Raw genomic sequence first — 19,542 nt, 5'->3', positions numbered from 1 at the left:
CTTCGGCACGGGGCCAGACGGGCTAGCCGCGCGGCAGACCGAGCACGCGCTGGGCGATGATGTTGCGCTGGATCTCCGAGGTGCCGCCGGCGATGGTGCCGGAAAAGCTTCGGGCGTAACGCTCGAACCAGCTGGCGAAGTAGTGGTCGAGGTTCATGTGTGCGTACGGACCGGTCTGGCCGGGGTGGACGAGCCCGTCGGATCCCGCGGCCGTCAGCGCAAGGTCCATCCCCCGCAGCTCGGCTTCGGAGCCGAGCAGCTTGAGCACCGAGATCGCGGCCACGTCGTCTTCGCCGCGCGAGGCGCGCGCCAGCGCCGCCGAACCCAGCAACCGCAGCGCCTGTCTGTCCATGATCGTGCTGGCGTACTGATCGCGTTCGACCTCGGTGCCGGGACGAAAGTCGTCGATCATGTTCTCGAGGCGATCGGCGAAGCCCAGCCACATCATGGTGCGTTCGTGGCCCAGCGAGCCGTTGGCCACCCGCCAACCCTGGTCGAGCTCACCGACCAGGTTCTCCGCCGGCACCCGCACGTCGGTGAAGAACACCTCGTTGAAGTCCAGGTCGTCGGCGCCGCAGATCGACGGGAACGGCCGGCGCACCAGGCCCGGAGTGTCGGTGGGGATGATCAGCGCGCTGATTCCCTTGTGTTTCGGGGCATCCGGGTTGGTTCGGACGAAGGTCAGCAAGACGTCGGCGTCGTGGGCGCCCGAGGTCCACACCTTCTGCCCGTTGACCACGAAGTGGTCGCCGTCCAGCACCGCGCGGGTGCGCAGCGACGCCAGGTCGGAGCCGGCGCTGGGTTCGCTCATCCCGAGTGAGGCGGTGATCTCGGCGCGCAGGATCGGCACCGCCCAGCGCCGCTTCTGTTCGTCGCTGCCGAACGACAACAGCGACGCGCCAACGATATTCACGCCCTGCGGGTTGAAGCTGTGGTAGATCCGGCGGCGGCTGAGTTCCTCGAGGTAGACGAACTGCTGGATGACGGTCGCGTTGCGGCCGCCGTATTCCGGAGGCTGGGCGGGCAGCAGCCAGCCGTTGTCGAACAGCAGCCGCTGCCAGCGACGCGCCCAGGCCGGCATGTGGGAGACCGAGCGCGGCCGCTCCAGGGTTTCGCTTGCGTCAGGCAGGTTTTCGTCGAGGAATGCCGCAAACTCCGCCCGAAACGCCTCGACGTCCGCGTCAAAAGTCAGCTGCACGGTACTCCTCCGCGATCCGCGCCCGGTGCTCCGCGGCGCCACCGAGCATGAGCTCGCCCGCCTTGGCCCGCTTGAGCGCGAACTGCAGGTCGTTCTCCCAGGTGAATCCCATCGCGCCGTGCAGTTGCAAGCCGTGCCGGAATACGACCGACTGGCACTCCCCCGCCGACGCCTTGGCCATCGCGGCCGCCAGCCGCCGCCGCGGATCGTCGGCGGCGATCGTCAGCGCGGCGAAGTAGGCCAGCGCGCGGGCACGCTCCACCGCCACGTGCATGTCGGCGGCCTTGTGCTGGACGGCCTGGAACGAGCCGATCGGGACGCCGAATTGCTGGCGGCTTTTGACGTGCTCGAGCACCAGGTCGAGGATGCGTTGGCAGGCCCCGACCATGGTGATGGCCATGCCCGTCAGCGCCATGTGGTGCGCGCGCTCGGCGTCGACGGCCAGCCGCGCGCTGTCGGGCAACCGGACGTCGGCGAAGGACAGGTCCGCGACGTGCAGGACGGGGTCGAACACGGCCGAGCGGCGGGCCGACACCTGGTTGGCGGCGACGACGAACACGCCGGCGTCGGTCGACACGGCCAGCCGGTCGACGCGGTCGCCGTCGAGGACATGGCGTGCCGTGCCGTGCAGCACCCAGCCGTCCGCGTCGCGGTGCGCCGACACCCCGGTGTGCACGGCGGTGCCCGACTCGTGCGGGTCGAACCGGTCGGCGGCCAGCGGCGCGAACTGGCTCATCGTCGCCAGGAACGGGGTGGGGTCGGTCGCGCGCCCCAGCTCCTCGAGCACGATGGCGAGCTCCACGGCGCTGTCCGGATCGTTGAGCTCCGTCCAGCCCTGATCCACATAGGACTTCCATAACGGGCTGGGGTCGACGCCGTCCTCGGCCACGCTGCGCACCAGCGAGGGCGGGCACTGCTTGGCGACGGCGTCGCGAACGGTCTGCTGCCACAGCCGCTGATCAGCATCGAACTCCAACAGCATCCGGGCCGCCTCCTGTCGTCACCGCCACCGCGAGAATAGCATTCTCCATCGCGGAAGTAATAATCTCGAAAAGCGGTTATGGGGTACCCGAGACCAGGCCGTGGGCCGGCTGGTCCCAGCGGTCGAGGTTGACGAACTCGGCCAGCGGCCGGCGGCGCAGCGGCCCGTGGTTGCCTTTGGGCCATCCGACAACGACGTGGCCGGCGACCATCCAGTCGTCGGGCACGCCCACGGCCTCGCGCAGCGGCCGCTCGCCGCCGTAGGAGGCCCAGCTGGTGAGGCAGGCCCCCAGCCCCTGGGCGCGCGCGGCCAGCAGGAAGTTCTGCATCGCCGGAAAGATCGACCCGCCCAGCAACAGCTCGGAGGCCGTCGGGTAGTGCTGCTGCGCGAACAGCACCGACGTGAATTCGCCCGCGCGGTCGTGCAATTCGTAGGTCGCGCGGTAGGTGCGGGCGCGGCGGCTGTCGTCGTCGGCGGCGGGCCGGCTCATCCCGTACACCGGCTCGATCACCTCCAGCGCGTGCGCCGCGGCCCTGGCCACGACGGCCCGCTGCTCGGGGGATCGCAGCACGACGAATCGCCAGCCCTGCGCGTTGGCGCCCGAGGGGGCCCAGCGGGCCGCCTCGAGGCAGCGCGCCAGGGTCGCGTCGTCGACGGGCTGGTCGGTGAAGCGCCGGATCGTCCGCGCGGTCGACATCACTTCCCAGACGTCGCTGGTTGCTTGCGTCATCGCTTCTCCCTCTCCGATCCTCGGCCCGCACGGCTCACTGCAACCTAACGCGACGCCGCCGGAGGCACGCGGGCCTGAGCGGCACAGGTCGCGTCAGATTCCGCCCCGGGCGATCAGCTGCGCGGCGATCACGTTGCGCTGGATTTCGTTGGTGCCCTCGCCGACGATCATCAGCGGCGCGTCGCGGAAGTAGCGTTCGACGTCGTACTCGGTGGAGTAGCCGTAGCCGCCATGGATGCGCACGGCGTTCAGCGCGATCTCCATCGCCACCTCCGAGGCGAACAGCTTGGCCATGCCGGCCTCCATGTCGGCGCGCTGGCCGCTGTCGTAGCGCTCGGCGGCATACCGGGTGAGCTGACGCGCGGCGGTGAGCTTGGTCGCCATGTCGGCCAGGTAGTTGCCGACGGACTGGTGTTTCCAGATCGGCCGGCCAAAGCTCTGCCGGTCCTGGGCATAACGCAGCGCGTCCTCCAGCGCGGCCGCCGCCACCCCGAGCGCCCGCGAGGCAACCTGAATGCGGCCGATCTCAAGGCCTTTCATCATCTGCGCGAATCCGTGACCGGGCGATCCGCCCAGTATCGCCGATGCGGACACCCGGTAGCCGTCGAACCTCAGCTCGCACGACTCGACGCCTTTGTACCCGAGCTTGGGCAGGTCTCGCGACACCGTGAGACCTCGGCCGTGTTCGACCAGCACGATGGAGATTCCCGTGTGGCGCGGCGTCGCGGCCGGGTCGGTCTTGCACAGCAGGGCGATGAGCCCGGCGCGGCGAGCGTTGCTGATCCACGTCTTCGACCCGTCGATGACCAGTGTGTCGCCGTCGCGCACCGCGGTGGTCGTCATGTTCTGTAGATCCGAGCCGCCGCCGGGCTCGGTCAGCGCCATCGTCGCGCGCACCTGGCCGGTCGCCATCACCGGCAGATACTTGCACTTCTGCCCTTCGGTCCCGAACGCCGTGAGCAATTTCGCGACGACGGAGTGGCCGCCCATCGCACCGGCGAGACTCATCCATCCCCGCGAGAGCTCCTGCGTCACTTCGACATAGCAGGGCGTCGACACCGGCACGCCGCCGTACTCCTCGGGAATTGCCAGCCCATAGATGCCGATGCGCTTCATCTGGTCAATCCACGCCGTCGGGTATTCGTTGGCGTGCTCGACTTCGCGCACGGCGGGCCTCACCTCGCGGTCGACGAACGCGCGCACCGTGTCGACGAGCATGGCCTCTTCGTCGTTCAGGTTCATCGGCCGATGGTCATCCCGCCGACCAGCCGGCGTCGACCGGCATGATCGCGCCGTTGATGAACGAGGCGGCGTCGGAGGCCAGAAACACTGCCGCCTCGGCGATTTGCTCGGGCAGCGCCACGTGCTGGTTCAGCGCGATCACCGGGCGCAGGCGCTCGACGCCCTTTTCGTCGAAGCCCGCCACGCTGCCGGCCGCGTTGCTGAACACCGGCCCGGGCACGATCGCGTTGCAGCGGATGCCGTCGTTCGCGTAAGCCCAAGCGACACTACGGGTCAGGCCGACGACGCCGTGTTTGGACGCGGTGTACGGTGCACCGGCCGCTCCGCCACGGATGCCGGCCTCCGAAGCGGTGTTGACGATCGCGCCGGAGCCGCGCTCGAGCATCTGCGGGAGCACCGCGCGGGTCACCAGGAACGTCCCCGTCAGGTTGACCCGCAGCACGCGTTCCCACTCGGCGATCGAGGTATCCGCCGGTAGGGACATCTTGTCCAGGATTCCCGCGTTGTTGCACAGCACATCAATCCGGCCGAGCGAGTCGATCGCCCGCCGCACAAGGTCGTCAACGGACGATTCTTCGGAGATATCGACCGCGAAGGCGGTTGCCGCCTCGCCTATTTCGCTCGCCGTCAGCTGCGCACCCTCGAGGTTGACGTCGGCGACGGCGACGCGCGCGCCGACCATCGCGAATGCGGCCGCCATCGCCTTGCCGATGCCCGAGCCGGCGCCGGTGACCAGGGCGACCCGACCCGTGAACCCGTTGCTCACGTCGTTCCTCTCAGATGGGGTAGGAGATGGCTGTCAATTCCTCGGAGACTGCCCACAGCCGGCGCTGTAGTCGCTCGTCGTGCGACAGGCCCGACGACTTCACCAGCCGCGGGTGGCCGCGGAGTTCGCCGATGCCGCCGGGACCGTAGTAGTCGCCGCCATGCGATGTCGGATCGGTGGCGGCCCGCAGGATGGGCAGGGCGCCCATCCCGGCGCTCTGGAACAGCAGCGGACCAATGACCCTGAACCCCAAGCCAATCCAGCCAGAGGAGTGTCGAGAAAGCTGGGTTCTCGAGCTGCCCGGGTGGGCGGCCACGGCAATGGTGGCGCGACCCTTGGCGGCCAGCCGGCGCTGCAGTTCGTAGCTGAACAACAAGTTGGCCAACTTCGATGCGCCGTAGGCCATGACGGGGTCGTAACCGCGGTGGGAATGCAGATCGTCAAAGTTGATCCCCGCACGTACGCGGTGCGCCAGGCTGCTGACCGTCACCACACGCGAGCCCGCCACGCTCAGCATGCTCTCGAGCAACAGGCCGGTCAGTGTGAAGTGCCCGAGGTGATTGGTGCCGAATTGCAGTTCGAAGCCATCTTTGGTGCAGCGTTCCGGGGTGAACATCACGCCGGCGTTGTTGATCAGCAGGTGGATCCGTCGATGCGCCACCCTGAGCGCAGCAGCGGCGGCGTGCACGGAGTCCAGCGACGACAAATCCAATTGTTGCACTGCGAGATCGGCGTGCGGGACTTTCGCCCTGATGCGGCATGCGGCCCGGCGACCCTTGTCGATATCACGAACCGCCAGCACGACATGAGCGCCGCACTCGGCGAGCACGGCCGCGGTCTGGAAACCGATGCCGGTGTTCGCACCGGTGATCACGGCGACCCGGCCGCGCTGCCCGGGCACATCGACGGCGCTCCACTTGTGGCCCATCGATTATCCGATCACGGTCGCGAACGTCCTGCGTTCCAAGAACTCCTCTAGTCCCGCGACACCCATTTCCCTGCCGACACCCGACTGCTTGAAACCGCCGAATGGGCTGTCGGGCTGGAAGTAGTTGCCGCCGTTGATCGAGAACGATCCCGTTTTGATTCGCCGCGCGAGCGCGACTGCGCGGTCCTGGTCGCCACTGAACACAGCGCCGGCCAAGCCGTAGATCGAATTGTTGGCGATGCGCACGGCGTCGTCGTCATCGTCGAACGCAATGACCGCCAGGACGGGGCCGAACACCTCTTCCTGCGCGATCTCGCTATCGGCGGACACGTTGGTCAAGAGTGTCGGCGTGTAGAAGAAGCCGGGGCCCGCGCGGGTGCCGCCGGTGACCAGGGTGGCGCCGGCCTCGACGGCGCGTTGCACCATGGCGTCGACCTTGTCGCGCTGCCCCTCACTGATGAGCGGACCCATGTAGGTCTTGCGATTCGACGGGTCGCCGTAGCGCACCTTGGCGAAGTTCGCGGCGATCAACTCGACGATCTGGTCGTGGTGCGCGCGCGGGACCAAAAGCCGTGACGTCAGCGCGCAACCCTGGCCCGCGTGGGTGACGATCGAGAACGCCGCGAACTGGGCAGCGGAGACGAAATCCGCGTCGTCGAGCATGATCACGGCCGACTTCCCGCCCAGTTCGAGAAAGACGCGTTTGACGGTCTGGCTCGCCGCGGCCATGACGTGCCTACCGACGGGTGTGGAACCGGTGAAAGTGACAAGGTCGACGTCCGGGTGCATCGCCAGTTCCCGGCCCACGACAACATCGGATGAGCTCAACACGTTCACCACGCCGGGCGGGATATCGGTGTGGTTGGCGATGATCTCGCCGAGCGCGAGGGTGATCAACGGCGTATCCGGTGCGCCCTTCAGGATCACGGTGCAGCCGGCAGCCAGCGCCGGCGCCAGCTTCGCCAGCGCGAGCTGGTTGGGATAGTTGTAGGCGATGATCGCAGCGACAACGCCCGCCGGCTCCCGCTCTACCCAGCGGTGGTGCAAAACACCCCTAATCTCCTTGCTGCCAAGGTCTTCGGTGAACGAATAGTCCCCCAGCACATCGCGGTAGTACTCGACGATTTCGATCGGGCCTTCCAGCTGGGGCCCGTGCGTCAGCGTGCGGGTGGCTCCTACTTCGGCGATTGTGAGCTCGCGCAGGTTCTCGAGGTGGTCGAGCAACGCTTGGTGCAGTTGTCCGAGGCAGCGGATGCGCAGTTCGACGTCGCGGGCCCAGGGGGTCGTGTCGAATGCGCGGCGCGCCGCCGCGATCGCCGCGTGCGCCTCCGGTAGGCCCGCGTCAGGTGCGTGGCCGATTGCGGTGGCAGTGGCGGGATTGGTGGAAACGAAGGCGCGGTCGGTGTCGATCAACTTCCCGTCGACGAGCATTCGGCGGTTGACGTTGAGCTCACGAGCGCCGGACGCCGAGCCATCAGTTGCTGACATAATTTCAGAGGGCAGTCCGGGCGCCCGACACGGTGGCGGCGTTTTCACGGTATGACCTGACGTAATCGCCGGCATTCTTGTGCAACGCCCGTAGCAGGATCTCCTGGTCGTTGAGCGGGAACTCAGCCACCGCGCGCGACGCGAGCATGGTCTGCGTGGCCTCCAGGGTGTTGGCGTCCTGCAAAGCGAATTCCTTGAACGTCGCGGCGGCCAGCTCGTGACCCATCCTCTCACGCGCGGTCCTCGGCGGGACGAAATACATTGTCCCCTCGAAGATGTGGGTGTCAACCGCCGTCGGCCAGTAGTGATACGTCAGGTACCAGCCGGGTGCCCAGAACAACAGCATGAAATTCGGGAAGAAATGGAATGAGTCAATTCCCCAGATCTTGCTGCCGCTCGGGTTGATGCCGGCAGGGAGCGGGTCGAGCCCCTCGATGGCGGGGCGATCCCAGTTTCCGAACAGTCCGCTGCGAAGCTCCCGGTCCATCGGCTTGACCATGCTCAGATCCTTGGGGGGAGACTGGCCGCCGGCACACGACACCATCCCGTGCGGGTGAGCGATCTCGTAGTGCAACGCCTCGAAGCCGTGCTGGGCGATCTTGCGTGCCTCCTCGGAGGTGTACTGCTTGTTGTGCAGAATCGGGGCATGGTAGAACTCGGCGAAGGCGTCGATGAACAGCTTCCAATTACTTCCGATGACTGATCGGAACTGATAGACCTCGGTCATCTCGTGAAACGGATAGCCCTCAATGCCTTTGGCGAGCGTCCCCAGGTAGTCGCGGAGGGGCTCCGCATCGGGATCGAGGTTGACGAAGATGAACCCTTCCCACACCTCGCATCGCAGGGACTTCAGCCCGTAGCGGCTCTTGTCCAGGTCGAAGAACTCCTCTTCCTGCTGAACGAACGTCAGATCGCCCTCGAGGTTGTAACGCCAGGCGTGATATTTGCAGGTGAATTGACGGCAGCTACCTGAGGTCTCCTCGTTGGGATAGTCGTTCCACACCAGCTTGTTGCCCCGGTGGCGGCAGATGTTGTGGAAGGCACGGATTTCCCCGTCGCCGCCCTTGACTACGACGACCGAGGTCTTGGCGACGGCGAGCTCTTTCGTGAAGTAGCTGCCCGTACGGGGTAGCCGTTCGACCCGACCTACGTTGAGCCAGGTGCGTTTGAAGATCGCGTCCCGTTCGGCCTCGAAGAAATCCGGATCGATCGAGTCGGCGTAGTCGATCGGACCGGTTCCCAGCTCCGGGTAACGCATCGTCCAGCTGCCCTCGGCGGGCTTCGCGAAATAGCGCATCCTCTACCTCCTGTGCGGCGCCTCACCGAGGACCGACGAAACGTCTTTCCGGGGCTTGCAATGACACCGTTCCGTGTACTTATAATTACACGTGACTGTATATTTTTGTCAACCAGCCACCGGCGTTGCTCGCGAGGCGGCAGAACGGAGACCTCATGTCCGGGCTCACCATCGACGACAACGACGCCGGCGCCCTTTCATGGCTTCGGCCGCCGGGACGCGACATCACCGGTCAGTGCGTCGTTCTTTCCGACAGCGCGATTGGTGTGGTGCGCGCCGTCGGCGGCTGGCTCTTCGATCAGCGTGTGGCGGGGTGGAGGACCACCGTAGCCGGCACTGACCACGTTGACGACCGCGCACTGCGCATCCTGGGTGCCGCGGTGATCGAGCTCGACCCCGCGCTTGCGGCGGAGGGCCACCACGGACATCCGCACACGCTCGTGGTGTGCGCCAATCTGTTTCGGCACGACACGCGCGTTCGGCAAGCAGTCTTGAAGACGATCGACAACGGACGTACTCACGTCATGATGTGGGCCGACGGCCCGCCTTGCGAGATCCGGGGAGCTGCGCGGCCGGTGGAACATCGGCTCACCGTCGCTGCCCGGGCCTTCAAGAAGGAGGCGCTCGCCGCCGCCAGGGCTTCCTCGAGCTCCGTCGGATGCGCAGAGACCCTCTTCGCCCTCGGCGCGGGCGTGCCGATCGGACAACTTTCGGCTCGCGAGGACGACCTACCCCCGTTCGGCCGATCCCACGACGATGCCGGCGGCGCGCTCAATCGGCTTGATCGCGGCGGTGAAGTCGGAGTCGGGTCCCAGCTCGCGAATTGCGTTCTCCCATAGCCGTCCAACGGCCTCGGCGACTTCCTTGGAGACCTCCAGAGCCTCGGCCTCTTCAAGATAGAGCCGAACATCCTTGACCATCAACCCGGTCGCGAACCCGAAGTCGAACGTGCGCGGCAGGATCGAGCGCGGAAACTTGTCGCGACTGGCGTTGGTGCCGCCCGAACCGGCATTGAGGACGTCGATCATCACCTGGGGGTCCAGTCCCGCCTTGACGCCCATCACCACGGCTTCACACGTCGCGATGAGGCCGGTGGCCGCGAGCATGTTGTTGACGAGCTTCATCGTCTGCGCCGACCCCGGTTGGTCGCCGACATAGAAGGGCCTGCCGATCGACTCCAACACCGGCGAGAGCGCGTCGAACTCGTTGCGCGGACCCGACACCATCAGCGCAAGGGTGCCTTTCTCGGCGCCAGCAACCCCCCCGCTGACCGGGCTGTCGATCGCAACGATGCCGCGTTGGGCAAGGCGGTCGTGAACCTGCCGTGCCGTTCTACTGCCGATGGTGGAAAAGTCCACGAAGCGCTTGACCAGCGCGCCCTCGATGACACCGCCTGCACCGGTAGCGACGTCGAGGGACGCCTGCAGCGACGGCAAACTCGCCATAACGGTCTCGGCGCGATCCGCGACATCCCTGGGGGAGGATGCCGGCTGGGCGCCGAGTTCGACGAGATGGTCAACGGCCTCCGGCCGGCTGTCGAATGCGACAATTTCATGGCTCGCCTCGACGAGGCGGCGCGCCATCGGAAAACCCATGTGGCCCAAGCCGATAAATCCGATCCGCATGATGCTTCAGCCCTGATCCAGCTCCGCGAAGACCTCGCGGGCTATCCGGAAGCTGTCGACGGCGGCCGGCATTCCGGCGTAGATGGCCACGTGCATGAATATCTCGCGGATTTCGTCGCGGGTGACGCCGTTGGTCAACGCCGCCCGCAGGTGGGTGCGCAGTTCTTGCGGTCGATTGAGCACCGCGATCAGGGACAGGGTGAGCATGCTCCGCGTCTTGAGCGGCAGCTCCTCGCGCCCCCACACGGCTCCCCAGCAGTACTCGGTGAGAAGGTCCTGGAACGGCCGGGTGAAATCGTCGGCTCCCTTGACGGCTTTGTCGACGTACTCCCGGCCCAGCACCTTGGTCCGCATCTGCAGGCCCTTGTCGAAAGTATCTTGGCTCAACTGATTCTCCTCGTTACGACCAGGGCTCGTCGCCGGCGATGGTGGTGCGGTGCAGCGTACGTTCTGAGGAGGCATCGTAGGGCAGCGCGCGGTGCAGGATCCCCGTGTTGTCCCATATTACGAGGTCGCCGACCTGCCAATCGTGGGTGTAACAGAACCGTTCCTGGGTCGTCCAGGCCAGCAATTCGTCCAACAACGCGCGGCTCTCGGCCGGCTGCATGCCCACGATGTGGTCTGCGGTCGCCCCGATCGCCAGCGAGCAGCGATTATCGCGGCGCTTCCAGACCAGCGAGCTCTCGTGAGTCGGAAGCGTGCGCCAAGAGGCGAGTTCCGTGTCGCTTGGATCGGGGACCTGCAGCCGCTGTGCGGCCTCGAAGCTGTGCACGACGCGTAGCTGTTCATAGAGCTTGCGCTCGTGCTCGGACATGTTTTCGCACACCGCATACGTATTCGCGAATTCGGTGCCTCCGCCGACCATCGCCACGTGCCGGGCGGTAAGCATGGTCGCTTTGGCCGGCACATCGTTGGTGGTGTCGTCGATGTGCCAGTTGAAGGTGCCCCGGAGGTACTCGGCCGCACGGTTCTTGGACGGGTCGAGGCTGACCTTGAATATCTCCTGTCCACCCGGTGCGAGCACGGTCCCGAGCTTGCGGGAGAACGTCAATTGCTGTTCGTCGTCGAGGTGATGTCCGCGGAGCAGCAGCACGCCACGCCATTTCAGCGCCTCCAGGCAGCGGGCGATCACCGCGTCGTCAAGCAGATTCTCGACACCCCTGACCTCGACGCCCAGGGATGGGCTCAGGGCGACCGTCTCAACCATGTAGCGCGCCTGGGTGGGTGATTGGATCGAACTCGAGGTGCAGCTCGGTAAGGCCGCGAAGCTGATATGTCGGCTCATATTCATAGCGGCGGTCACCTGCCGGTCCGTGTTCGGCTTCGCTGATCCTGATGTCGTCCGCGCGGCCCAGGAAGGTCTCGATGGTGATCCTGGCTTCGGCCCGCGCCAGGGGAGCTCCGGGACAGGTGTGGATGCCACGGCCGAAGGCGATATGCTCACGCGCGTTGCGCCGCTCGATCTGAAACTCGTTGGGATTGTCGAACCGCCGGGGATCGCGGTTCGCGGCGCCGGGCAGCAGCAGCACGGTGGCGCCGGCGGGCACGGAGACATCCGCCAGGGTTGTGGACCTGCGCACCAGGCGGAAGTCGCTCTTGACCGGGCTCTCCGTGCGCAGCGTCTCCTCGATGAACAGCGGCACGCGGCTGGCATCCTCGCGCAGCAGCCGCTGCAGGTCAGGCTCCTCCGCAATTATCCGGGCCGCGGCGGACAACAGTTTGGTGGTGGTCTCCTGGCCGGCGGCAAAGAGAAACGTCGCAAGGCGCACCACGTCGATGACGTCCGGGGTCGAACCGTCGGGATACTTGGCCTCGGCCAACAGCGTTAGCACGTCACCGCGCGGCTCGCTTCGCCGTTCTTCGATGTAGGAGGTGAACTGGTTGTCGAGGAACTCGAGCGGATTGTGCGACAACTTCGGGTCATCCTCGATCGCGCCGACGCTGGCCGCCGCCAGCCGGGACCGGAACGCCCTGTGGTCCTCGTCCGGAACGCCAAGCAGGTCGGCGATGACGAGGGTGGCGAACGGCTTGGCGTAGTCCTGCAGAAATTCGCACCTTCCGCTGCCGATGAACTCGTCGAATTGGCGATCGGCGAGCCGCCACATGAACTCCTCGTTCTCCTTGAGCCGCTTGGGAGTAATCAACCTGCTCAGCAGGCCCCGTGCCCGCGTGTGTTGCGGCGGGTCAAACGTGACCATGTGCTCACTCAGCGGGATCTGATCGCGGTACTGCTCGATCAACCCCGCGATGTCGTCGCCTTCCGGCTCAAACGGCAGCCCAGCGAGTGGTCCGATCACCGAGGTGCACGACGAAAACACATCGGCATCGCGATATACCGAGAGCGCCTCCTCATACCCCGTCACGGTGACCACGCCGCTGCGGTCATTTTGGTGCACCGGGCATTTGGAGCGCAGGTGATCGAAATACGGGTAGGGATCGGCGACCAGGGTCTGATCGGAGAAGTAATCGACAGAATCGAAATCGGTCATCCGATGCTCCTCTGCTTCCGCATCATCAGAGTTGCACCACAACGGTTTTCGTAGCAGTGAACGTGTCGAGCGCCTCGTAGCCCTTTTCGCGGCCGTATCCAGACTTCTTGAAGCCACCGAACGGCAACTCCACTCCCCCGCCGGCACCGTAAGTATTGACATAAACCTGTCCCGCCTCGACTTCGGCGGCCAGCCGGTGCGCGCGCGAAAGGTCGGCGGTCCACACCGCGCCGAGCAGCCCGTACGGGGTGCCGTTGGCCAGGCTCACCGCCTCCTCCTCGTCGCAGAACTTGTTGACGGTCAACACGGGTCCGAAGACTTCTTCTTGAGCGATTTCGGAGGCGGGGTCGACGTCGTCGATCAACGTCGGCGCAAAGTACGACCCGTCGGCCAATCCGGCGTGCGACGGTGTGTCACCGCCGCAGACGACCTCGCCCTTGGTGTTGGCCGACACCATCGCCTGAACTCGGCGCTGCTGCTTTCGGGAAATCAGTGGCCCGAGTTCTTTGTCCTCGACACCGGGACCGATCGACACGCGCCGAAAGCGCTCGGCGACCAGGCCGACCAACTCGTCGTGGACGCTTTCCTGAACCAGCAACCGCGAGCCGGCCGAACAGGTTTGGCCCGCGTTCTGCAGTATCGCCTTTGCGACGAACTCGGTCGCGCGCGCCAGGTCGGCATCGGCGAAGACGATCTGGGCCGACTTGCCGCCGAGTTCGAGAAGTACGGGGACGACCCGCTCCGCGGCGGCATGCCCGACGACCGAGCCGATCTCGGTGGAACCGACGAACCCGATGTGGTCCACCCCGGGATGGGCCGACAGGGCCGCCCCGACCTCCGCACCGATGCCGGTCACCACATTGAACACGCCCGCGGGCAAGCCCGCCTCGAACGCCAGCTCCGCGATGGCGACTGCGGTCCGCGGCGTTTCATTCGCCGGTTTGGCAACCGCGCAATTGCCCGTCGCGACCGCCGGTGCGATCCCCCTGGACAGCAACTGCATCGGATAATTCCAGGCGACGATGTGGCCGGTGACGCCCAGCGGCTCGCGTCGGGTGTACACGTGCAGATCGGTCGACAACGGAATGGCGTGGCCGTAGTAGCTGTCGATCGCATGGCCGTAGAAACGAAAGTACCGCGCCGATACCAGCGCGTCGTTGCGCGCCTGGGACAGCGGCTTCCCGGAGTCCTGGCTTTCCAGGAGCGCAAGGCGTTCCTGGTCGCGCTCGATCAGGTCTGCGATGCGGGTGAGCACCTTCGCACGCTCACCCGGCGCGGTCGCACGCCACGACTTCGACGCCCGCTTCGCCGCGGCGACGGCGCGGTCGACCTCATCGTCGCCGGCGCGCGCCACCGCTCCGAGCGACCGGCCCGATGACGGGTCGATGTTGTCATAGACCTCCGCCGAGGCGACCGACTGGCCGTCGATAAATGACTGTGTGACCGGCACTTTGAGCTCCTTCGACCTGTCGCTTGGGTACCACGGCCGCCGTGTCGCCGATGCCCTCCCGGGTGAGGTAGCTCATCTCGTGGGACATCAGAAGTACCCGGGCCGTCAACCGGTTCCCGGTACACCTACAAGTACACATCCACGTATATTTTTGTCAAGTTGAGGGGTAAATATACTTTCGCGTGTATATTAACGAACGGTGGACGGTTGAGCGGATCCACGCTGCGGCAATGGGGTGCTGCGGGGCTCATCGACAAGGAGCACTCGTGAACTTTTTGGTATCACCGCCCGAGGTGAATTCGGTGCTGTTGCTCGACGGGCCGGGGCCGGCGCCGATGCTGGAGGCGGCGGCGGCCTGGGACGGGGTCGGCGCGGAGTTGAGTTCGGCGGCCAACGCGTTCGTTTCGGTGACGTCGGATTTGGCCGGGCAGGCCTGGCAGGGCCCGGCGTCGGCGTCGATGACGAGCGCGGCCGCCCGCTATGTCGACTGGCTGGGGGGCGCGGCCGCTCAGGCCGAGCAGTCGGCCGCGCAGGCCCGCGCGGCGGCCACCGCGTATGAGGCGGCGCTGGCCACGATCGTGGATCCGGCGTTGATCTCGGCCAACCGCGGGCAGTTCGTGTCGCTGGTGCTGTCGAACCCGTTCGGCCAGAACGCGCCGGCGATCGCGGCCGCCGAGGCCGCCTACGAGCAGATGTGGGCCCAGGACGTCGCCGCGATGGGCGGGTATCACGCCAGCGCGTCGGCCACCGTCGCGCAGCTGGGGAACTGGGAGCAGGCGCTGCAAAACCTGGCGGGGCTTCCCAGCGGATTCGCCACGGCCCTCGGCAACGGTTTTGCCCTGGCCCAGCGGGAGATCCAGCAGGCACCAACCGTTTTGGCCACGGGGATCACCGGAGCGGCCAACACCGTCGTCACCAGCATCTTCGGATCACCTGCGGCTCCGCCATTCGGGGCGACACAGACCGGTACTTTCACCGGCACACCGTCGCTGGTCACCAGGGTCGAAGAGGCCGCGCTGTGGCAGGTGAAAAATGTCTTCGGCTTTTTCGGGTTGGACCTCACGACTTCGCTTGGGTCGGTGACCGTCAACAACCCGTTGTTGTCGCTCTTGCTGGCGCCGGTTGGCGGTAATACCCCACCGCAATTTTTGACATTGCTACTGCGAGAGACGGTCCAGCAGACAACCTTTGACGGGATGCAGGTGGTGCAGATCACGCCGGCGAATCCGTCCGGCCACGACGTGGTCGCCATTCACGGCGGCGGCTTCGTCAGTCCGCCGTCGATCTTCCACTGGCTCTACTACACCGTGATGGCCTACCAGACCGGCGCGACCATCGAAGTGCCGATCTACCCGCTCGTCGAGCAGGGCGGCACCGCCGGCACGGTGGTACCCGCAGTGGCCGGCCTCATCTCGTTGGAAATCGCGCAACACGGGGCGTCCAATGTCAGCGTGATCGGTGACTCCGCCGGCGGCAACCTTGCATTGGCGTCCGTCGAATATCTGGTGGCCAACAATGAGCCCGTACCGGCGTCAATGGTTCTGCTGTCGCCCTGGCTGAACGCGGGGCTGACGAACCCGAATATTGGCCTTGTCCAGGATCCCCTGCTCAATGTCGGGCCCGGGCAACAGGTCGGCAAGATGTGGGCGGGCAACCTGCCCGTGAGCAACTACATGGTGAGTCCGTTGAACGGGTCACTCCAGGGGCTTCCGAAGACGTATGTCTACTCGGGCAACCTGGATTCACTCGCACCCGACGTGCTCGTCCTTCAGCAAGAGGCCGCCTCGGCTGGGGCTCCGATCAGCTTCGTGCTGGGCAACGGCCAAATTCACGACTGGGTCCTGCTGACTCCGGATGGTCTCCAATACTGGCCGCAGATCGACCAGGAACTCGGTATCTAGAGACTGCGATTCCATCTCCTGGCGTCGCCGGGACGGTTAAGTATACGAACTTGTATAATTCGGCGATGGCGACCACGCGGCGAGGGCGACCGACGCAGGCCGAAGCCGAGGAACTGCACGAGCAATTGCGCAAAGCCGCCGCGACCACCTTCGTCAAGTACGGCTACAACGGCACGACCATGGAGGCGATCGCCCGGGCGGCGGGCATAACGAGGCGGACGTTGTACGCCCGCTATCCGGACAAGCGCGCGGTATTCGTCGACGTCATCCCCTGGGCGCTGACGCTGAGGACCGCGCGCGACGGCCATTCCGTGCCAGACAACGACGACCTCCACGCAGCGCTCACCGCGATCGCGCGCGGTGCACTGGCCCGCGCGCTCGAGCCCGACACGCTGGGCCTCACCCGGATTGCGATGAACGAATCGCCGCGGTTCCCGGAGTTCGCCCTGAGTGCGCAGACGATGGCATGGTCGGCGCGGCAGCGGGAGGTGATGGAGCTGCTGCGCCGCCATCAGGAGGCGGGAGACATTCACGTCGAGGACTACGAGGTGAGCACCGGGCAGTTCCTCGCGATGATCGAGTTGCTGCCGCAACGGCTGGCCGATTTCGGAATCTTCCGGACCCAAGAGGAGGAAGAGCGTCACCTGTGTCACGCGGTGAACCTCTTCCTTCGCGGCGTGCTGAGGCGCGGCTGACCGCCGATGACGCTGCCCAACCTCGTCCTGGTGCACGGCGGTGCACACTCCGCGAGCTGTTGGGACCTGGTTGTTGCCCAGCTGGCGAAGGACGCCCCGGAGTTGCGCGTACTGGCGGTCGACCTGCCGGGCCGGGCCGGTAAGCCCGCGGACCTGTCCGCCGTTCGCATCACCGATTGGGTGGACTCCGTCGTCGCCGATGTCGATGACGCAGGTTTTGGCGACGTGGTGGTCGTGGGGCATTCGTTGGCCGGTATCACCGTGCCCGGCGTGGTCGCCAAGCTCGGCGCGCGGCGAGTCCGGGAAGCGGTCTTTGTTGCGGCATTCGTTCCACCACAAGGTAACTCGGTCGCCGACGCCCTTCGTGGTCCGCTGGTCCCGTTGGCGCGTGCGGCCGGCCGGATCCAGCGTTCTTTCCCCATGCCCGGTGCTGCGGCGCGTCTTGCCTTCTGCAACGGGATGACCCGCGACCAGCGCAGGTTCGCGATGTCCCGGCTGTGCCTGGAGTCCGCGAACATCATCCTCGAGCCGGTCGATCGCAGCGGCATGCCCGATGAGGTGCCGCGCACGTGGATCATGACGCTGGCCGACCGCGCGCTATCGGTCCGCCAGCAGCAGGCGTGCATTAGGTCGCTTGGTGGCGTGCTAGCGCTCATCTGCGTTGACAGCTGTCATGACGTGATGATCCGCGACCCGAAATGGCTTGCCCGAGTGTTGATAGAGCGCTGCCGGCTCCGTTCCTGAAGCGCCTCGGTGTAGCGCGCGCCCACGCGGCGGCGCGCTCTCGTCCCACCACCCAATCACGGTCACTTAGTAGACCTGGCCGTACACTTTGCACGATGACGACAGCGCGGCGCGGGCGACCGACACGAGTGGAAGCCACACAACTCAAGGAGCGGCTGCGCGAAGGAGCAGTGTCGGCGTTCCTCGAATACGGCTACGACGGCGCGACCATGGAGGCCATCGCCCGGGCGGCCGGCATCACCAAGCGCACGCTGTACGCCCGTTATCCCGACAAGCGGGCGGTGTTCCTCGACGTCATTCCCTGGGCGTTCAGCCGCGCCGTCGACCGCGACTTGAGGCGTAAGACCAACGACGACGACCTTGAAGCCGCGCTGACCGAGATCGGGCGCGGCGCGGTCAAACGCGCGCTCGACCCCGACACCAGGCGGCTGCACCGGGTCGTGATGAACGAAACCGGCCGCTTTCCGGAATTCGCGGTCAGCGCCGAAACGCTCGGGTGGTCGCGCCGGCAGCGACAGGTCATGGACCTGCTTCGGCACCACCAGGACAAGGGCGCCATTGAGGTCGATGACATCGAGTTGGCAGCCGAGCACTTCCTCGCGATGGTCGAAGCCTTACCCGCGCGCTTGGCGGATTTCGGTGTGTACCGCAGCAAGAGACAGGAGGAGCGACACCTCAAGCTCGCGGTGAAGCTGTTTCTCCACGGCGTCCTGACGCGGTGAAGGGCGCGCGGCGCCTACGAAATGTTTAAATACACCACATCGTTTACTTAGACGGGGCGTCCCGGCTAAGCTGCCCCCATGCGAGCCATCTTGTGCGCGGCGATCGCGCTGGGGGTGACCGCCCTGGCGCCGGCTCGCGCAGCGGCCGAACCAAGTCACTGCGACGATCCCGGTTGCATTCCGGGCATCGACAGGGTGGTCCAACTCGGGTCGAATTGCGACAACATCATCTACTACGTTTTCGCCACCACCGATTGGGGACGGGTGGTGTTCTGCGACTCGGCCCGCGGCGGGGCACCGAGGTACTTCCGCGCCCTGCCACTCGCCGGCATCAGGCAATACGACACCACCTGTACGCAGCCCTACAACCAAATGGCCCAAGCCCCAGACGGATTGTTCCTGCTGTGCGGAATGCACCTGAACCCCGATGGCAGCGCCGACAGCCGCTGGATCCGCGGCGACAACTGGGACAACTAATCCGCCGGGACGCTCAGCTACCGGGAAGTTGTCCCGGTTGTAAACGGGCCTCCGGCGGGATCTTCGTCGGGTAGTAGCCCTGGCAGAACGATCCGGTCGCCAAGGCGATGAAATAGCGGGTGTTGCGTTGTGACCATTGCTTCGACATGGCTAGCGACGCAACCTCGTCAGGGTAGGAGACGCCGGCCGCCCAGTCGTTGCAGACACCATGACCGACGTCGACGATGTATTGCTCGCCGTACGGCCAATACCACTTCTGGTGGGTCTTGTAGAGCTCGTTGAGAAAGTAGTCTTCGTTGTCGGCCGAAGCCGTCGGCGCCAGCGCGAGCGACATCACGAGCGCCACGAACGCGGTTCGCCCGGAGAGCCCCATCACCTTTCGCGTCCTAGCCGTCGCCCTCGCCCGCCTTCACCAGCCGGATCGGCGCACGGTCAACGGTCACCGGGCCACCACATTGATCGGAGCGAATGGTCTCGACCGTGCCGACCAGCGTCGCAGCATCCCACGACCAGTTCTGGTTCACCGGCTGGTCGCTGCCGTTGGCCACACAGTCGGCCGGATCGGGCGCATACGAAGACTTGTTCCAATGAGCGACGTATACCGCCATCGTCCAACGGCCAGCACCCGGCCTGGCGTATCCAGTCCACCCGTCGGAGCTGTGGACGCTCGCGAGACACGCGGGACTGCAGGACGATTCGACCTTCCACGTGGAACGCGCACCTTTCATGACCACCGTATAGGTGCCGGTTAAACCATCCTCAGCGTGAGCCGCAGACGCCGCAGCGACGACGCCGAGGGCGAACGGTA

The 19,542-nt window shown here is 66.0% G+C and carries 21 protein-coding genes; 6 read left to right on the top strand and 15 right to left on the bottom strand.

The genetic code is table 11. The features are described 5' to 3' along the window. Positions 1–22: 22 nt before the first annotated feature. The 8 genes from AC5Y4Z_RS09845 to AC5Y4Z_RS09810 all read right to left on the bottom strand — a co-directional run bounded on the left by AC5Y4Z_RS09845 (position 23) and on the right by AC5Y4Z_RS09810 (position 8,631). Positions 23–1,198: an acyl-CoA dehydrogenase family protein gene (locus tag AC5Y4Z_RS09845; protein WP_499963043.1), complete on the bottom strand. Its 1,176-nt coding sequence runs from the start codon at positions 1,196–1,198 to the stop codon at positions 23–25. Beyond that, positions 1,182–2,180: an acyl-CoA dehydrogenase family protein gene (locus AC5Y4Z_RS09840; protein ID WP_499963041.1), complete on the bottom strand. Its 999-nt coding sequence runs from the start codon at positions 2,178–2,180 to the stop codon at positions 1,182–1,184. Before AC5Y4Z_RS09840 ends, AC5Y4Z_RS09845 begins: the two co-directional genes overlap by 17 nt. Before the next feature lie 76 nt (positions 2,181–2,256). Then, positions 2,257–2,910 (bottom strand): nitroreductase family protein, encoded by a 654-nt coding sequence (locus tag AC5Y4Z_RS09835; protein ID WP_499963039.1) that lies wholly within the window; start codon positions 2,908–2,910, stop codon positions 2,257–2,259. Between the two features lie 93 nt (positions 2,911–3,003). Then, positions 3,004–4,152: an acyl-CoA dehydrogenase family protein gene (locus tag AC5Y4Z_RS09830; protein ID WP_499963037.1), complete on the bottom strand. Its 1,149-nt coding sequence runs from the start codon at positions 4,150–4,152 to the stop codon at positions 3,004–3,006. Between the two features lie 10 nt (positions 4,153–4,162). Beyond that, positions 4,163–4,918 (bottom strand): SDR family NAD(P)-dependent oxidoreductase, encoded by a 756-nt coding sequence (locus AC5Y4Z_RS09825; RefSeq protein ID WP_499963035.1) that lies wholly within the window; start codon positions 4,916–4,918, stop codon positions 4,163–4,165. Between the two features lie 10 nt (positions 4,919–4,928). Next, positions 4,929–5,846: an SDR family NAD(P)-dependent oxidoreductase gene (locus tag AC5Y4Z_RS09820; RefSeq protein WP_499963033.1), complete on the bottom strand. Its 918-nt coding sequence runs from the start codon at positions 5,844–5,846 to the stop codon at positions 4,929–4,931. Between the two features lie 3 nt (positions 5,847–5,849). Beyond that, positions 5,850–7,409, bottom strand: a complete 1,560-nt coding sequence (locus AC5Y4Z_RS09815) for an aldehyde dehydrogenase family protein (RefSeq protein ID WP_499963031.1) — start codon at positions 7,407–7,409, stop codon at positions 5,850–5,852. Then, positions 7,339–8,631, bottom strand: a complete 1,293-nt coding sequence (locus tag AC5Y4Z_RS09810; RefSeq protein WP_499963029.1) for an aromatic ring-hydroxylating oxygenase subunit alpha — start codon at positions 8,629–8,631, stop codon at positions 7,339–7,341. The genes AC5Y4Z_RS09815 and AC5Y4Z_RS09810 overlap by 71 nt, the downstream gene beginning before the upstream one ends. A 155-nt stretch (positions 8,632–8,786) precedes the next feature. Between AC5Y4Z_RS09810 and AC5Y4Z_RS09805 the strand changes: the two genes are divergently transcribed. Then, positions 8,787–9,470 carry a hypothetical protein gene (locus AC5Y4Z_RS09805; protein ID WP_499963027.1) on the top strand — a complete coding sequence of 228 codons (684 nt, stop codon included), beginning with the start codon at positions 8,787–8,789 and terminating at the stop codon, positions 9,468–9,470. Here the strand turns inward: AC5Y4Z_RS09805 and AC5Y4Z_RS09800 are convergent. The 5 genes from AC5Y4Z_RS09800 to AC5Y4Z_RS09780 are packed head-to-tail and all read right to left on the bottom strand — an operon-like array spanning position 9,360 to position 14,195. Next, positions 9,360–10,256, bottom strand: coding sequence for an NAD(P)-dependent oxidoreductase (locus tag AC5Y4Z_RS09800; RefSeq protein ID WP_499963025.1), 897 nt, complete (start codon positions 10,254–10,256; stop codon positions 9,360–9,362). The two genes, AC5Y4Z_RS09805 and AC5Y4Z_RS09800, sit on opposite strands and share 111 nt — an antisense overlap. A gap of 6 nt (positions 10,257–10,262) precedes the next feature. Then, entirely contained in the window at positions 10,263–10,643 is a 381-nt protein-coding gene (pcaC, locus tag AC5Y4Z_RS09795) for a 4-carboxymuconolactone decarboxylase (RefSeq protein WP_499963023.1), read from the bottom strand. A gap of 13 nt (positions 10,644–10,656) precedes the next feature. Then, a complete protein-coding gene (locus tag AC5Y4Z_RS09790; RefSeq protein WP_499963021.1) occupies positions 10,657–11,463 on the bottom strand; it encodes a TauD/TfdA dioxygenase family protein in 807 nt (268 codons plus the stop codon). Then, positions 11,456–12,745 (bottom strand): cytochrome P450, encoded by a 1,290-nt coding sequence (locus AC5Y4Z_RS09785; protein ID WP_499963019.1) that lies wholly within the window; start codon positions 12,743–12,745, stop codon positions 11,456–11,458. Before AC5Y4Z_RS09785 ends, AC5Y4Z_RS09790 begins: the two co-directional genes overlap by 8 nt. A 25-nt stretch (positions 12,746–12,770) precedes the next feature. Continuing rightward, a complete protein-coding gene (locus tag AC5Y4Z_RS09780; protein ID WP_499963018.1) occupies positions 12,771–14,195 on the bottom strand; it encodes an aldehyde dehydrogenase family protein in 1,425 nt (474 codons plus the stop codon). A 266-nt stretch (positions 14,196–14,461) separates the two neighbouring features. On the opposite strand from AC5Y4Z_RS09780, the gene lipY reads away from it, so the two are divergent. From lipY to AC5Y4Z_RS09755, 5 genes are all read left to right on the top strand, one after another. After that, on the top strand, positions 14,462–16,096 hold the full coding sequence (lipY, locus tag AC5Y4Z_RS09775; protein WP_499963017.1) for a triacylglycerol lipase LipY: 1,635 nt from the start codon (positions 14,462–14,464) through the stop codon (positions 16,094–16,096). A 65-nt stretch (positions 16,097–16,161) separates the two neighbouring features. Further along, a complete protein-coding gene (locus AC5Y4Z_RS09770; protein ID WP_499963015.1) occupies positions 16,162–16,791 on the top strand; it encodes a TetR/AcrR family transcriptional regulator in 630 nt (209 codons plus the stop codon). A 6-nt stretch (positions 16,792–16,797) separates the two neighbouring features. Then, complete coding sequence (locus AC5Y4Z_RS09765; protein ID WP_499963013.1) at positions 16,798–17,535, top strand: alpha/beta fold hydrolase; 738 nt, start codon at positions 16,798–16,800, stop codon at positions 17,533–17,535. Positions 17,536–17,630: 95 nt separating this feature from the next. After that, positions 17,631–18,257 (top strand): TetR/AcrR family transcriptional regulator, encoded by a 627-nt coding sequence (locus AC5Y4Z_RS09760; RefSeq protein WP_499963011.1) that lies wholly within the window; start codon positions 17,631–17,633, stop codon positions 18,255–18,257. Between the two features lie 78 nt (positions 18,258–18,335). Then, on the top strand, positions 18,336–18,734 hold the full coding sequence (locus AC5Y4Z_RS09755) for a hypothetical protein (RefSeq protein WP_499963009.1): 399 nt from the start codon (positions 18,336–18,338) through the stop codon (positions 18,732–18,734). A 13-nt stretch (positions 18,735–18,747) separates the two neighbouring features. Here the strand turns inward: AC5Y4Z_RS09755 and AC5Y4Z_RS09750 are convergent, their stop codons facing one another. Then, positions 18,748–19,107 carry a DUF732 domain-containing protein gene (locus AC5Y4Z_RS09750; protein WP_499963330.1) on the bottom strand — a complete coding sequence of 120 codons (360 nt, stop codon included), beginning with the start codon at positions 19,105–19,107 and terminating at the stop codon, positions 18,748–18,750. Positions 19,108–19,120: 13 nt separating this feature from the next. Further along, positions 19,121–19,342 carry a hypothetical protein gene (locus tag AC5Y4Z_RS09745; RefSeq protein ID WP_499963007.1) on the bottom strand — a complete coding sequence of 74 codons (222 nt, stop codon included), beginning with the start codon at positions 19,340–19,342 and terminating at the stop codon, positions 19,121–19,123. Between the last annotated feature and the right edge of the window lie 200 nt (positions 19,343–19,542).

Source organism: Mycobacterium sp. NGS63 (genome assembly GCF_059812295.1).
This window is presented reverse-complemented; position numbering and strand designations above follow the sequence as displayed.

Excerpts from the sequence above, each read along its gene's own strand:
- AC5Y4Z_RS09840 (WP_499963041.1), bottom strand. The coding sequence starts at position 2,180 with ATGCTGTTGGAGTTCGATGCTGATCAGCGGCTGTGGCAGCAGACCGTT.
- AC5Y4Z_RS09835 (WP_499963039.1), bottom strand. The coding sequence starts at position 2,910 with ATGACGCAAGCAACCAGCGACGTCTGGGAAGTGATGTCGACCGCGCGG.
- AC5Y4Z_RS09830 (WP_499963037.1), bottom strand. The coding sequence starts at position 4,152 with ATGAACCTGAACGACGAAGAGGCCATGCTCGTCGACACGGTGCGCGCG.
- AC5Y4Z_RS09820 (WP_499963033.1), bottom strand. The coding sequence starts at position 5,846 with ATGGGCCACAAGTGGAGCGCCGTCGATGTGCCCGGGCAGCGCGGCCGG.
- AC5Y4Z_RS09815 (WP_499963031.1), bottom strand. The coding sequence starts at position 7,409 with ATGCCGGCGATTACGTCAGGTCATACCGTGAAAACGCCGCCACCGTGT.
- AC5Y4Z_RS09810 (WP_499963029.1), bottom strand. The coding sequence starts at position 8,631 with ATGCGCTATTTCGCGAAGCCCGCCGAGGGCAGCTGGACGATGCGTTAC.
- AC5Y4Z_RS09805 (WP_499963027.1), top strand. The coding sequence starts at position 8,787 with ATGTCCGGGCTCACCATCGACGACAACGACGCCGGCGCCCTTTCATGG.
- AC5Y4Z_RS09800 (WP_499963025.1), bottom strand. The coding sequence starts at position 10,256 with ATGCGGATCGGATTTATCGGCTTGGGCCACATGGGTTTTCCGATGGCG.
- AC5Y4Z_RS09790 (WP_499963021.1), bottom strand. The coding sequence starts at position 11,463 with ATGGTTGAGACGGTCGCCCTGAGCCCATCCCTGGGCGTCGAGGTCAGG.
- AC5Y4Z_RS09785 (WP_499963019.1), bottom strand. The coding sequence starts at position 12,745 with ATGACCGATTTCGATTCTGTCGATTACTTCTCCGATCAGACCCTGGTC.
- AC5Y4Z_RS09770 (WP_499963015.1), top strand. The coding sequence starts at position 16,162 with ATGGCGACCACGCGGCGAGGGCGACCGACGCAGGCCGAAGCCGAGGAA.
- AC5Y4Z_RS09765 (WP_499963013.1), top strand. The coding sequence starts at position 16,798 with ATGACGCTGCCCAACCTCGTCCTGGTGCACGGCGGTGCACACTCCGCG.
- AC5Y4Z_RS09760 (WP_499963011.1), top strand. The coding sequence starts at position 17,631 with ATGACGACAGCGCGGCGCGGGCGACCGACACGAGTGGAAGCCACACAA.
- AC5Y4Z_RS09755 (WP_499963009.1), top strand. The coding sequence starts at position 18,336 with ATGCGAGCCATCTTGTGCGCGGCGATCGCGCTGGGGGTGACCGCCCTG.
- AC5Y4Z_RS09750 (WP_499963330.1), bottom strand. The coding sequence starts at position 19,107 with ATGGGGCTCTCCGGGCGAACCGCGTTCGTGGCGCTCGTGATGTCGCTC.
- AC5Y4Z_RS09745 (WP_499963007.1), bottom strand. The coding sequence starts at position 19,342 with ATGGCGGTATACGTCGCTCATTGGAACAAGTCTTCGTATGCGCCCGAT.